This window comes from Algoriphagus iocasae (assembly GCF_014206875.1).
Classification (GTDB): domain Bacteria; phylum Bacteroidota; class Bacteroidia; order Cytophagales; family Cyclobacteriaceae; genus Algoriphagus; species Algoriphagus iocasae.
Genome location: NZ_JACIJO010000002.1, coordinates 948,322 through 962,235 on the forward strand (window position 1 = coordinate 948,322; position 13,914 = coordinate 962,235).

The 13,914-nt window shown below is 40.2% G+C and carries 11 protein-coding genes; 6 read left to right on the forward strand and 5 right to left on the reverse strand.

Features of this window, described 5'->3' with window-relative positions; all coding sequences use genetic code 11:
• Positions 1–11 precede the first annotated feature (11 nt).
• The 4 genes from FHS59_RS11460 to FHS59_RS11475 all read right to left on the reverse strand — a co-directional run bounded on the left by FHS59_RS11460 (position 12) and on the right by FHS59_RS11475 (position 3,993).
• A complete protein-coding gene (locus FHS59_RS11460; RefSeq protein WP_184495277.1) occupies positions 12–1,052 on the reverse strand; it encodes a methyltransferase in 1,041 nt (346 codons plus the stop codon).
• 210 nt (positions 1,053–1,262) lie between these two features.
• On the reverse strand, positions 1,263–1,682 hold the full coding sequence (locus FHS59_RS11465; protein ID WP_184495278.1) for a DUF3052 family protein: 420 nt from the start codon (positions 1,680–1,682) through the stop codon (positions 1,263–1,265).
• Between the two features lie 2 nt (positions 1,683–1,684).
• The gene (locus FHS59_RS11470; protein ID WP_184495279.1) at positions 1,685–2,806 is read right to left on the reverse strand and encodes a P1 family peptidase; all 1,122 of its coding nucleotides are present in this window, start codon (positions 2,804–2,806) and stop codon (positions 1,685–1,687) included.
• A 134-nt stretch (positions 2,807–2,940) separates the two neighbouring features.
• The gene (locus tag FHS59_RS11475; protein ID WP_184495280.1) at positions 2,941–3,993 is read right to left on the reverse strand and encodes a hypothetical protein; all 1,053 of its coding nucleotides are present in this window, start codon (positions 3,991–3,993) and stop codon (positions 2,941–2,943) included.
• 392 nt (positions 3,994–4,385) lie between these two features.
• On the opposite strand from FHS59_RS11475, the gene nth reads away from it, so the two are divergent.
• From nth to FHS59_RS11490, 3 genes are read left to right on the forward strand one after another with little or no spacing between them, the layout of a single operon-like run.
• Complete coding sequence (nth, locus tag FHS59_RS11480) at positions 4,386–5,051, forward strand: endonuclease III (protein WP_184495281.1); 666 nt, start codon at positions 4,386–4,388, stop codon at positions 5,049–5,051.
• A complete protein-coding gene (asnB, locus tag FHS59_RS11485; RefSeq protein ID WP_184495282.1) occupies positions 5,051–6,826 on the forward strand; it encodes an asparagine synthase (glutamine-hydrolyzing) in 1,776 nt (591 codons plus the stop codon). Before nth ends, asnB begins: the two co-directional genes overlap by 1 nt.
• A complete protein-coding gene (locus FHS59_RS11490) occupies positions 6,823–8,046 on the forward strand; it encodes a glycosyltransferase family 4 protein (RefSeq protein WP_184495283.1) in 1,224 nt (407 codons plus the stop codon). Before asnB ends, FHS59_RS11490 begins: the two co-directional genes overlap by 4 nt.
• Here FHS59_RS11490 and gldB read toward each other — a convergent pair.
• Positions 8,012–9,013 (reverse strand): gliding motility lipoprotein GldB, encoded by a 1,002-nt coding sequence (gldB, locus tag FHS59_RS11495; RefSeq protein ID WP_184495284.1) that lies wholly within the window; start codon positions 9,011–9,013, stop codon positions 8,012–8,014. The genes FHS59_RS11490 and gldB overlap by 35 nt on opposite strands.
• A 106-nt stretch (positions 9,014–9,119) precedes the next feature.
• Here gldB and FHS59_RS11500 point away from each other — a divergent pair, with 106 nt between their 5' ends.
• The 3 genes from FHS59_RS11500 (at position 9,120) to FHS59_RS11510 (ending at position 13,909) form a co-directional block, all read left to right on the forward strand.
• Entirely contained in the window at positions 9,120–10,124 is a 1,005-nt protein-coding gene (locus tag FHS59_RS11500) for a radical SAM/SPASM domain-containing protein (RefSeq protein ID WP_184495285.1), read from the forward strand.
• 129 nt (positions 10,125–10,253) lie between these two features.
• Complete coding sequence (locus tag FHS59_RS11505) at positions 10,254–12,842, forward strand: SLBB domain-containing protein (RefSeq protein WP_184495286.1); 2,589 nt, start codon at positions 10,254–10,256, stop codon at positions 12,840–12,842.
• The gene (locus FHS59_RS11510; protein WP_184495287.1) at positions 12,842–13,909 is read left to right on the forward strand and encodes a GumC domain-containing protein; all 1,068 of its coding nucleotides are present in this window, start codon (positions 12,842–12,844) and stop codon (positions 13,907–13,909) included. The genes FHS59_RS11505 and FHS59_RS11510 overlap by 1 nt, the downstream gene beginning before the upstream one ends.
• Positions 13,910–13,914 lie beyond the last annotated feature (5 nt).

Sequence of the window (13,914 nt, forward strand, 5' to 3'; positions counted from 1 at the left end):
TTGAATGATTCTCATTTATAGGCGATCGCTGCGCTGGCCGGACCAGCCAATGGCATCAGGTGAAATGATTTGAAACCTACTTTCTCTCCCCATCTACAAAAATCCTTGAATGTATAATCAAAGCCTCCTTCTGTTTCGATAAGCATGTTTAAACTCATCAACAAGCCGAAAATATTATGCTTTCGCTCCTCATCGATGATGTTTTCAATCGCTACAAAAATTCCCGATTCAGGTAGTGAATCGTAAGCATTTTGCATCAACTTGATTTTTTCTTCCTCATTCCAATCATGTAAAATGTTACCCATTACTATTAAATCAGCACTTGGAATAGGCTCGGTAAAAAAGTTTCCACTTTTACTTTTAACACGATCTTCTAAATGAAATTTTTTGATGGTCGCAGTGGCTATTGGATCTATTGGAGGCAAATCAAAACTGACACAGTTCATATGAGGGTTTTCCTTTGCCACCATCAAGGATAAATATCCCGCTGATCCACCCGCATCCGTTAGGGTATTGATGCTTGAAAAATCAAATTGCTTTGCAAAGGCCATGAAATTTCCGATTTGTACGCCAGTCATGCCGTTGACGAAGGTCTCCAGAATTTCAGGATCCTTATAAATTTCCTCAAAGATATTTACCCCGTTTTTAGCTTCATTTTGTGGAGTTCCAGTTTTTAAGCCTTCTTCTAAATTATCCCAGAAACCATAAAGTCTGCTATCCATCATTTCCAAAATTCCACCGATGTAGGGTGGTTTTTTCTTATCCAGAAAAACCTCTGTATCCAGAGAGTTGGAATATTGAGCAGTTTCCATAATTCCCGTTCGGGTCAGAAATCCCAATCCGTGTAAGGCATCCATAAAATCATAAAAATGTCTGTCGGTGCAATTCAGATCAAGTTGCTTTTTCAATGCCATTGCCGTTTGATCGGGATGAGCAGAAAGTTTGGTGAACAGGTCAAATTTAACAGCCGTCAAGAGTGCTTTACAGGCCATAAATCCAGAACCAATTTTAAGAATGTTTTCTGGTGTTGGGTGTGGGGATGTCGTGTCCAATTGAATGATATTAGAATGTTGAGAAAAGTATTTTTCAGCCTACAGAACTGAATTCATCAACCAATATTTATGCAGCGAAAAAAAACAGAGCTAAACAAAATTCTAGTTAAATGCTTTAAAAGTTACCTAATATTATTAGAAAAGTTAAATATTATGCTAAATATATTTCAATTGAAAGGTTGGAATAGAATTTTGGTAAGGAATAAAATTTTATCGATCCTTAACCCTAAACATAAATTTCAACCCGCTCCATTGCTCATCAATTGCGGCGACTTTTACATCGACCAAACCTTTTTCTAGTCCATAGGATCGGATAGGAAATTTATCTACCTCAGTAGGGATTCCTGAGGTTTTCTTAGGCCAGCTGATCCAGAGAGAACCAGACTTTCTAAGGTGCTTTGATGCATGTTTAAAACCAATTTCCAGTTCTTCTTCACTTTGCACAAATAGGTGTATCAAATCGGCTTGCTTAGAATATTCCGGTTTGATTTCCAAATGAACATCGGACGGGAAATCACTGAAAAAGGATAAATAGGCTTTAGGACAAAACAATACTTGGACCACCATTCCGGATTTGATTCCTAGTTTTTTTGCCAAAGGTGTTCCTGAATATCCCGCCGGATCATCCATAGCTAGTTCTTATTTTTTATCCACTCAAGTACTTGGTCGGTTGGTAATTTTTCTACCACTCTTCCCTCTTTTCCTTCCATCGTTTCTGCTGCGAAAAGTGAATTGATAATAGCTTCTTCGGTGGCTTCAATTACTGCCAAAAACAAGGACGTCATGTCATCATTTTGAAGAAATTCGGCCTTCTCTAGCTCAAGGTTAGGCTTCACATAGGGAATTCTCAAATTTTCTGCAGTGCTAAAAGCAATGACATAATCCCCTGAGCCGTTAGAAGCAATTCCCCCGGTTTTAGCTAATCCCATCATAGCTCGTTTAGCCATTCTTTCCAGGTTTCTGTCCAATACCGGAGCATCAGTAGCTATGACAATCATGCAGCTTCCATCAGATTTCTCTAAGGCATCTTTGAAAGGATTTTTACCCAGTTTCTCCCCGACAGGAACTCCTCCAATTTGGAGATTTCCTCCAAAATTAGTCTGTACCAATACACCGACAGTATATCCCCCTAGGCTTTCAGGAAGCTTTCTGGAGGAAGTACCAATCCCACCTTTCCAACCAAAACAAACTGTACCAGTTCCAGCTCCGACATTCCCCTCGTCCACTGGCCCAGTTGCCGCCGATTGGATAGCTTTTATGACTTCATCCGAACTGATGTGCATCCCTCGGATATCATTGAGATAACCATCATTTGTTTCTCCTACTACTGCATTCACAGATTGTATGGTTTCGTTGCCGGTCTGTGCTAAGCTGTATTTTACTACTCCTTCAATACCTGCAGCAACACTGAGCGTATTGGTCAAAATGATGGGAGTTTCGATGTTTCCAAGTTCCATGACTTGAGTAGTCCCTGCTAATTTTCCAAATCCATTTCCAACATAAACAGCGCCTGGGACTTTCTGCTGAAAAATATTACCCCCATGAGGTAGTATAGCAGTCACTCCTGTACGGATGTTGCTTCCTTGGATTTTTGTAAAGTGCCCCGCTTTCACTCCCGGTACATCAGTGATGGCATTCAAAGACCCTGTGGGCAATATTCCAAAGTGGACTCCAGCCTCTCTTGGTCTGATTTGAGCCATGGATACAGTCATTGCAAATAGTATTAGGAGAAAAGTGATAGTTGCGTTTTTCATAATAGGAATTGTAATTTATGGATTGGATCCTTTCCATTTAAACGAAACTTAAGTTTTCCAACCAAAAAAAGAAAGGCCCTGCATCCGAAGGCCTTTCTGAATTAAACGAAACTAATCTCTGATTTGCTGTAAAATCACTCTTTTGTCATATCAACAAAGTTGGATATTCCGCTATCTATTAAATCCTTCATCGCTCCTGATGCAGCATTGACATAGGCATCATGATCGCATTCTGCATAATGGGAAGCAACAGTTTTTTGATCTCCGGAAGTCATCACTAATTGTGAATAACCGGTTTTTGAAAACATATCTGACTGGGCTTGGGTAGTTTCTGTGATCTTTTTGTCTTTGAAAACACCTTCAAAAGAAAAGGCTTTTTTCGGTTCAACTTTGGCATCAAAAAGAGGGTTGTTTCCAATATCTAGTCCAGAAACAAATCGTACCTGCGAAAGTAAATTTGGACCACTGCCTGCAAGAGACTTTTTGTTTTCACTTGGATCAACCATCGGATCAATTCTGTAATCGATTTTTGCTTTTACAGAAGTAGAATTGGTCCAAGTGGAAGCATCCGCATCCAAAGTGACAAAGGGAAATACGAAATTTACTTCGGCAATGAAAACTTCATCCAGTGATTTGGATAATTTAGGTAATGGATCTAAAAAGCTTCCACCGGATTTTTGTTTCCCGCTGTTAGTTACTGTTTTTACCAAATAATCAAACCCTGTTGGAGTAACCATTACATAACCCGGAGCTTGGGCATCTGATGAAGCTCCACCTTTGATCTTGGTCCATCCTTCGAAATATTCATACTTGCTTGCTTCATCAGCAGACATGATTTCAAAACCCTGGCTTTTCAACTGTTCCAAGAATGAAGCGTAAGCCTCATCGATCATTTTTTGGAAATCATCTACGTCTACGCCAGAAATTTGGACTCCCATGCTGGTTGATGTTCCCGACGTAAATGTGGTACGGTCAGCACGCTCTTTTTTGGAACCTGAAGTTTTAGCAGAGGCCTCTTCAAATACTTCAAAAAGTGCATTGAAGCTACGGATAAAGACTTTTTTTGGAGCCTTGGAACCTTGCTTCTTTTTTACATAACTGGTGACTTTGATGTCTTTTTCTGTTAAGACGGAGTTTGGAACAAACTCTACAAAAAGGAGGAGAAATACGAGTAGTAAACTTTTCATGATTTTAAAGATTAAGTACCCAAATTTGAAATGAGTGGGTCTTAGTTCAAATAAGGCATTTGCCTTATTTAACTAAAAGAGCTTACATCTGACTCGAATTTTCAACCTAATAAAAAACTGTAAATCAGATAGTTGAATTAATTAGAAGGAGGTATCTGATGAGAATAATGTTGGTAATTCAAATAGGGCAAACACAATTTTTTCTATTTGAATAGGTAATATATTTGCATTTGATATGGCAATTCAATTTGAATTTACTTTTTAGTCTTTCCTATTTTGAGCTCCGTTGGGTCTAGTGCTAAGCTTTCAAAAAAATCCACCTAATATTTCAATTTTCATGTTTCAAATTTTTCATTTTAACTATCTTCAAAGCCCAAAGTCATCTTGAAACCATGCTGAAAAAAGAACGATACGAAGCTTTCATTCACCACTTTTCTGAAAATATGCCTGTGGCAGAAACAGAGCTTCATTATGAAAATCCATTTCAGTTGCTCGTAGCTGTGGTTTTATCCGCTCAATGCACAGATAAACGGATAAATTTGGTGACTCCGGCGCTGTTCAGAGATTTTCCCAGGCCGGAATTTTTAGCAGCTTCCAATTTCGATGAGCTTTTTCCATACATCAAAACTGTATCCTATCCGAATAACAAAACCAAACATCTTCTGGGATTGGGAAAGATGCTGATGGAGGATTTTGGTGGAGAAGTTCCAGAGACAGTCGCGGATTTGGTGAAACTTCCTGGCGTTGGCCGCAAAACCGCAAATGTCATTACTTCTGTGGTTTGGAATCAGCCGAATATGGCTGTTGATACCCATGTATTCAGAGTTTCAAAGCGTCTTGGACTAGTCTCTCAGACAGCAAAGACTCCTTTGGAAGTAGAAAAACAACTCATCAGGCATATTCCAAAAGAATATGTGCATGTAGCCCATCATTGGTTGATTCTTCATGGGAGATATACCTGTTTGGCCAGGAAGCCTAAATGCGAAGAATGCACGATCACTCACTTTTGCCGCTATTTTGAGAAAAATTATGGCAAGATGACTAAAGTGGAAAAATAATGTGCGGCATTCATTTGATTTGGGGGAAAAGCGCAAACAAAGAGGCAGTGCGTTCCCTAATGTCTCAAAGTCATTATAGAGGTCCAGATCAGGAAGCAGCAATGAGTCCTTGGCCGGGACTGTGGGTAGGAGTGAATAGACTTAAAATTCTACATCCAGGACCTGATGCTGACCAGCCATTTTGGTCAGTAGATGGGAAATCCATGTTGATCTGGAACGGTGAAATTTATAATTATAAATCACTCCGAAATCTCCTTAAAAAGATGGGAGTGGATTTTATAACGGATTGTGATACCGAAGTTTTGATGCATTGGATCCGATTATTTGGGGCCAAAGGGCTGGAAAAACTGGAAGGAATGTTTGCTTTGATCTATGTGGATCTTAAGGATAATTCTATTTTGGTTGCTAGGGATCCAAGCGGTGAAAAGCCTCTTTATTATTCCCAAAATCAGGATAGATTAATTATTTCTTCCGAAGCTAAAGCAATAGCAAATTTGACCAATGCCAAATTTGATAAAAGCCAGATTGAAAATTACTCTTTCCTGCGTGCTCCTCTTTTAGGAAAAACATTTTTTAAAAGCATCAAGGAATGGAAACCTTCCAGGTATAGCCTGATTTTACAGCATTCCACATTTAGATGGGATAATATTCAGCCTCAAAAAACCAAAATTCGGAAATTCGATAAAGAGGAATTCAAAGGTTTATTGAAGGAAGCTGTCTCGACTCAATTTCATGCGGATGTCCCGGTGGGAATGATGCTAAGTGGCGGGATGGATAGTAGTCTTTTATACAAAACCTGGTATGAAAATACCGGGACTTCACTTCCTGCCTACACCATTGAAGTAGAGAAAAAATATCAAAAGAAATATGCCGATGCGGCTGCAGCAAAGGATTTTGTAAGAAAAGTTCCGGCAGATCATCGCCTGATTCAAGTGGATCAAAATATCTTTTGGGCGAACTGGGAAAATTATCTGAACTCAATTGATTTTCCTGTGGGTGATTCTGCGGGTTTTCTCACTTGGCTGATTGGAAATGAAGCTAAAAAAGAGGTGAAAGTCTTGATTTCAGGTGCCGGAGCAGATGAATTGTGGGGAGGTTATAATAGACATGCTGCTTTTTCCTCCTATCTCGAATATCAAAAACTGGTTTTGGCTATTAAGCCTTTTTGTCAAAAATTGCCTTTCGGTACCAGTTTCAAAAAGTTTTTTGACTCCATTGAAAATAACGCTGAAAAAACCTTTTTGAATTTTACGGCTTTGGCACCTGTCAGTGAAGATCTTGCCTCAGATTACGAGCGGATTTTTCATCCAAAATTGCCGCATTATAAAAAAGCTCTGGATTTTGATCGGCAGGTTTATTTGGTTCAGGATGTTTTAAAAATCCATGATCAAGCATTAATGGCACACAGCATCGAAGGGCGATCTCCTTATCTGGCAACCAACATGCTTGCCTTTTGGAAAGAAATCCAGGATGAGAACCTCTTAAAAGGTAAATTCTGGATCAAAGAAATTTTGGCAGAATCAGGACTTCATGAAATCACAAAGAGGAAAAAATTTGGTTTTGGCTTACCTTTATTAGAATGGTTTTCCGAAAAGGGAGAGTTCTCAAAAAGGGTTTATGGAAGGCTTCAGGAATTTGAAAAATCGATGGGAAATTCTTTACCAGAGGAAATAAGAGAAATTCTCAAAAATCCTGAATCTAGTCATCAGACTCATTATTTGATGCTATACAATTTCTTTTTATTGGCAGAGTGGATCGATTTGAAAAAGTTATGAGGATCATTTACGTACATCAGTATTTCCAAACTCCGGCAGAAGGTGGGGCCGTCCGATCCTACCATCTCGCGAAAGGAATGGTCGATGCTGGAATGGAAGTGGAAATGATCACCAGCGGCAATCAAAAGGAATATGATATTCGTTGGATCGATGGCATCAAAGTCCATTATTTACCCGTCTCATACGATCAGAAATTTGGGTTTTTTAAAAGGATCAAAGCATTTTTCGAGTTCAGTGTTCAGGCCAAAAAACTGCTTCGCAAAATTTCTCGACCCGATTTACTTTATATCACATCCACTCCTTTGACCACTGGATGGATCGGACTATGGGCAAAAAGAAAATTGGCCATTCCCTACATTTTTGAAGTCCGGGATTTATGGCCGCAAGCTCCGATTGAGGTGGGAGCAATCAAAAATAAATTTGCGATTCAATATCTAAAAAAACTGGAAAAGAGGATTTACCAAAATGCTTTGAGCTTGGTGGGGTTGTCTCCTGGTATTGCAAACCATCTTCGTCAAGTTAGCCCGAATTCAGAGGTTCATTTGATTCCCAATTTTTCTGATACACAGGTTTTTGTTCCTCAAAAGAAAAATGAGTCGCTACTCAAAAAGTATGAGCTAGAATCTGAACTGACAATTGCTTACACGGGTGCTTTGGGGCAGGTAAATGCAGTAGCTGAACTGTTAGGATTAGCCCATTTAGCACAACAAAGAGGAAAGAATTGGCAGTTTTTGATCATGGGAAAAGGGAAAGAAGAGGAAAACCTCAAAAGAATTGCGAAGAAGAAATGTCTGAAAAACCTGAAGTTTATCCCCTTTGGTTCCAAAAGCCAAGTCAATGAAATTCTTTCTTTAGCGGATTTTGCCTGGATATCATTTGCCCATTTACCGGTTTTAAAAACCAACAGTCCCAACAAGTTTTTTGATGCTTTGGCGGCCGGGAAAGCCATTTTGGTCAACCATAAAGGTTGGGTGTATCAACTGACCAAAAAGAATGGACTTGGACTTTCTTTTCTTCCCGGCAAATTGGAAGAAAGCTTTTCCAATCTTGAGAACTTGGAGTCCGACCCGGTGCGATTACAGCAAATGAAACAAAATTCCCGAAAACTGGCCGAGCAATTTTTTGCAAAGGAGCATGCCGTCGCCAGATTGCTGCGGGTGATCGATCCTAAGAAGTTTCCTGCGATTACTGAGGACGAGGTCTATATCCTGACTGCCTAAAAATCTGCTCAGCATCAGGATTTGCCATCAATTCCTGTAAACTCACATCCTGATTAAACTGAAAATCATCCACAATATTCCACCCCAACCATCTTCCTAGTCTTCCTGGAGCTTTGGTGCTGATTGCATCAGTAAATGGCGCTTCCCCGATGTATTTGGTGATGTCAAAAGGATTTGTTTCATATAGCAACTCATTTTCTACAAAATGTGCCCAGATGTATTCTTCATTGGCATAGCATTCTGCAATCTCATCTTCGGTGTAGCCGATAATGTATTGGTCTGAAGTACATGGCAAAATAGCTTTGGTAAAATGATACGCTTTGCCGTAATAAATCATCTCGGCAAGCATGGTGTTATCCTGCGGGTTGATTTCATTAAACTGAGAGGAAATCGCAGTGACGATCATCGGAACAATGTAAGGTTCTGCATATCGCTCTGCCATATAGCGTGGGAGATCCGGCTGAAAAGTATGAGTTGTCGGCAAATAATAATCCAAGCCGATCACAATCATATCCTCTGTAAGAATCAAATCAGAATTAAAACCACTTAGGAAAGTGTAGACTTTGGGTACTTTAAATTCCGGATAGTAAAACTTGATGTATTTGAAAGCATTCTCCAAATCCTTTTCCACTTTTGAAATATCCTGAAACTCGACCTTGACAGAGTCAAAGAGTACGTTCATCGCGGAATCCTGATGGATGGCCACCAACTCAGAAATCAACGAATCTCTGGTGGCATAGAGGCTTTGGCCAAGGTAGCCTTCAGCAAAGTCCGGATATTTTTCTAGTAAATAAGCAAAATCCTCCTTGGTTTCAGCATTGAAAAACTCATCCTCCAATCTCGTGATTTTCAAATCCAGATTCTGATTTAAAATATCTTGATCCAAACTGCATTCCTCTGTTTTCTTTTGGCAGGAAAAGGCTAGAAGAAGGATAATCGAGTAGAATGAAAATTTATAAAGCTTCATGGATTCGCGTTTTGCTTTTCAAAAGTAATTAAACGAAGCGAAGTACATTTTATTAATTCCAATAAATCCGCTTTGTCACGCCAAAGCATTTGATTTACTTGCTTGGGTGAAAAATCAATGGATCACTGCAAAGGCATTTATCAGTTACCTGACTTTACAGAAAGTCTGGAACTATCTATTGCTTCAGTTATCCTTCCAGCTATCTAGATGGTTTCAGAAACCTTTGATTTGGGGAAAAGCGACGACTTTGTCCATTGAACCGACTACGAGCTGTAACCTTCGCTGTCCTGAATGTCCTTCTGGGCTGAGGTCCTTTACCCGACCTACGGGGATGCTTCAGGAGCAATTGTTTGAGAAAGTCATTTTGCAGACCAAATCCCATCTTAGCTGGCTTCATCTTTATTTTCAGGGCGAACCATTTTTGAATCCTAGATTTCTGGAAATGGTCCGGTTTGCCGATCAAAACAAGATTTTCACTTCCACCTCCACTAATGCCCATTATCTGGATGAGAAAAAAGTAAAGGCCATAATAACTTCTGGCCTCAAGCAATTGATTGTTTCCATGGACGGAATTACCCAGGAAATCTACGAGCAATACAGGATAGGAGGCAATTTGGAGAAAGTGCAGGAGGGGATAAAAATATTCATTTCTGAGCGGGAGAAAAGTAAAAGTCAATTTCCCAGAGTAGTGCTTCAGTTTCTGGTTACTGGACAAAACGAGCAGCAGATTCCAGCTTTGAAGCAATGGGCGAAGGAAATGAAAGTCGACGAACTTCAATTAAAGACCACTCAGATTTATGATTTTGAAAATGGTTCTGATTTAATTCCATCCGATTTGGGTTACTCCCGATATGCGCCTGCAGGTAATGGGAAATGGAAATTGAAAAAGAAACTGGAAAATAAGTGTTGGAGAATGTGGCAGGGAGCTGTGGTGACTTGGGACGGAAAAGTCGTTCCTTGCTGTTTTGATAAAAATGCGGAACATGTGATGGGAGAATTATCCACACAACCATTTAGGGATATCTGGAAATCAAATTCCTATCAACTGTTTAGAAATCAGCTTCTTTTGGATCGGTCTCAGATTGAAATCTGTAAAAATTGTACAGAATAGACCGGATTTGGGGTTTCGGGAAAACAGGTTTTTGGAACTATATTTGGTAGAAATAAGAAATTGACGGATTTTTAGTGTCCATATTTGTTCGACGTACACCCGGGTTGATCAGTTTACCAAGCCAATAACATGATTTTAAAGAAAAGATTCTGGTACTTTTTTACCTTATTAGCCTTCCTTGGATTGGCGATTCCACAAGCCATTGCGCAGCAAACGACCGATCTGACAAAGATCCAGGTGGATGAAATGAGCGATACCGAAGTTCAGGAATTGCTTAACCGGTCTGCTGAAGCAGGACTTTCTATTGAGGAGTTTTTACGAATGGCGGAGATGCAAGGAATGCCGGCTTCGGAAGTTTCCAAGTTAAAAGCCAGAATTTCAACATTGGATTTGGGACAATCCGGCACCAAACGTTCTGGAGAAGCTTCCAAAAGAGATCCGAGAAAGCAGGCAGATTTTGACCTGATTATGGATGGGATCTATCAACCACAGGCAAATTTTGAAGAAGTTGATACTGAAAACCAAATTTTTGGAACCTCTTTATTTTATCAGAGAAACAGAAGGTTAAGCTTTGAGCCGAGTCTAAATCAAGCAACTCCAGACAGTTATATTATTGGCCCTGGAGATATGCTTTATGTGGATATCTATGGCCAGTCTGAGCAATATTATGAAGCAACCGTCAATCCGGATGGATTTGTCCTTTTGGATAATATTGGACCTGTTTCTGTTTCCGGAAAAAGCATTGAAGAAGCCACTGGAATCATTAAAAACCGGGTTGGAAGATATTACACTGGGTTGAATGGAAGTAATCCTACTACTTTCCTGAAAGTGACACTCGGAAACGTCCGAACGATCAAAGTTCATATCCTTGGGGAAGTGAGATTGCCGGGAACCTTTACTTTGAGTGCATTTTCGACAGTTTTTAACGCGCTTTATGCCGCTGGTGGTCCAAATGCCAATGGTACCATGAGAGCCATCAAGTTGGTAAGAAATAACAAAACTATCGCTGAGATAGATGTTTACGAGTTACTGATCAAAGGAACAGCAGACTTGGAAATGCAATTGCAGGATCAGGATGTGATTTTGGTTTCGCCATTTTTGGCCCGAGCCAAAATCAAAGGCGAAATAAAGCGTCCAATGACATTTGAAATTGCTCCAGAAGATACTTTTGAGGATTTATTGGAATATGCAGGTGGATTTACTGACGAGGCTTTCAAAGACCGCGTCGCGATTTCCAGAATCACCGGAAACCAGCGTTCTGTCTCTGATGTTTACCAAAATCAATTCAATTTATTCTTGTTAAAAGGAGGCGATGAAATTACTGTTCAGCGCATCTTGAATCGTTATTCAAACCGAGTTCAGATCAAAGGAGCAGTTTACCGTGAAGGCACTTTTGCTTTGTCCGAAGGACTGACATTATCACAATTAGTGAAAAATGCCGAAGGTTTGAGAGGCGATGCGTACACTTCTCAGGCAAGTATTTTGAGAACCAAAGAGGACCTGAGTACAGAAATGATTCAGGTGGACCTGAAGTCAATTCTAGACGGAACGGCGCAAGATATTCCATTGCAAAGAGAGGATGTGGTCAGAATTGCCAGCATTTATGACATCAACAATGAGAAATATGTGCAGATCCTAGGTGAGGTAAAAAGACCTGGGGTTTATCCTTATTCCCGAACCATGAAAGTGGAGGAACTGATCATCATGGCGGGAGGCCTTCAGGAATCAGCCAATACGCAGGACATCGAAATTGCCAGAAGATTGGAAGATGCAGATTTGGGAACTCTCTCAGAAATTATCCCAGCGCAGGTAAATGCCGACCTTTCTTTCAACCCTGATGGGAAAGTTCTTCAGCCTTATGATCAGGTGATCGTCAGAAAGAGAGCTAATTTCAACATGCAAAAATTAGTGGCTGTTGAAGGTCAAGTGAATTCTCCGGGGATTTTTGCGATCCAAACCAGCCAGGAACGGATTTCTGATCTAGTTAATAGAGCAGGTGGATTGAACCAATTTGCTTATTCAAAAGGAGCGACTTTGATCCGTAGAACTGAATTTTTCAATACCGAATCGGAGCAATTGCGAAGACAGAGAAATCTGGAGGAATTGCGCATGAAGCTAATGGAAGATCCTAATAATTCTGAAGCGCAGGAGGAATTGCTGAATAGACTATTTAAAGACCTTCCAAAAGAAAAAAACTCTCCAGTAGACACTCAACTGGCACAATCCAAAAAGGAATCGCTTGATCAGATTGCTTCAGAAACGCCAGGTTTTGCTGTGAAAATCAAAGAAACGGAAGCAGTAGCTATTGATTTGGAAGCAATCATCAAAAATCCTGGATCTGAGGATGACTTATTATTAGAAGAAGGAGATATTCTTTCGGTGCCGAAGCTGTTGCAAACAGTAAGAATGCGTGGCGATGTAGTTTATCCAACGACGCTAAGACATGAATCCAACAGAGGCTTGAAGCATTATATCAATGGAGCTGGAGGTTTTGAAAGAAGAGCGAACCGTAAGCAAACTTACGTGGTCTATGCCAATGGGGCAGTAAAGCGTACCAAAGGATTTTTGGGCATTCGAAATTATCCTCCGGTAGAACCAGGAGCTGAGGTAATTGTGCCGACCAAAGGACCTCGAGTTCCACTTCGTCTCGGTGAGATTGTGGGCATCACGACAGGTTTGGCAACATTAGGACTGGTTATTTCTCAAATCAACTGGTAATGGCAGCAGGAAAGCATTTTTCGGATAATCAATTTACGTTTAAAGAGGTCTTTCAGAACTTTTCTGAGTGGGTCTCCTATTATATTTCCCAGTGGAAAATCCTGATTCTGGCAGGCATTATAGGGATGGCTTTGGGAGCCTTGGTTTCGATTTTCAAAAAACCGGTCTATAACGCAAATACATCTTTTGTACTGGAAGAAGGAGATGGTGGAGGAGTTGGGCAAATGTCTGGTTTGGCTTCTTTGGTAGGAGTAAATCTGGGTTCATTGGGAAGTACCAGCGGCTTGTTTCAGGGTGATAACATCATGGAGCTCTACAAATCGGATCGTATGCTCGATGAGGCTTTGCTAAGCCCATTCGATGAAAATCAGCTTTTGATCGATCGATTTATAGCTTTCGAGGAAATTGATAAAAAATGGGCATCGAAAGTGGATATTCCAGCAATGGATTTTTCCATTCCGAGAGAAAAATTCACGATTGCGCAGGATTCAGTGGTCAAAGAAGTGGCTAAACTGGTAAGAGATTATCAGTTGAGTGTGACCAAACCGGATCGAAAGCTTAGCATTATTCAGGTTACCGTTTCTTCAAAAGATCAGCTTTACGCCAAAGTATTTAATGAACGCTTGGTAGAAAACGTCAACGAGTTTTATAAAGAGACAAAGACTAAAAAGACCAGCGAAAACCTGACGATATTACAAACACAGGCTGATAGTGTTCGTGCTATTTTGGATCAAAGTATTGGTGCTTATGCCTCTGCTACTGATCGCGTGCCAAATGCAAACCCATTACTTTCTGCAGCTACGATTGAAGCCAAAAAACGGCAGATTGACGTTCAGGCGACAGCTGCTGTTTACGAAGAAATCGTCAAGAATCTGGAAATAGCTAAAGTCAATCATCGAAACAATTCACCTTTGATTCAGATCATTGATTCTCCAAGACTACCGCTAAACCGCTCCGAAATCCGCTTGGTGAAAGGGATGGTTTTTGGCTGTGCTATCGTGGGATTACTGACATTATTGTTTGTTTACTTCCGTCGCTTGTATCTAAAACATGTGCAGGAAAGCTAAAATTA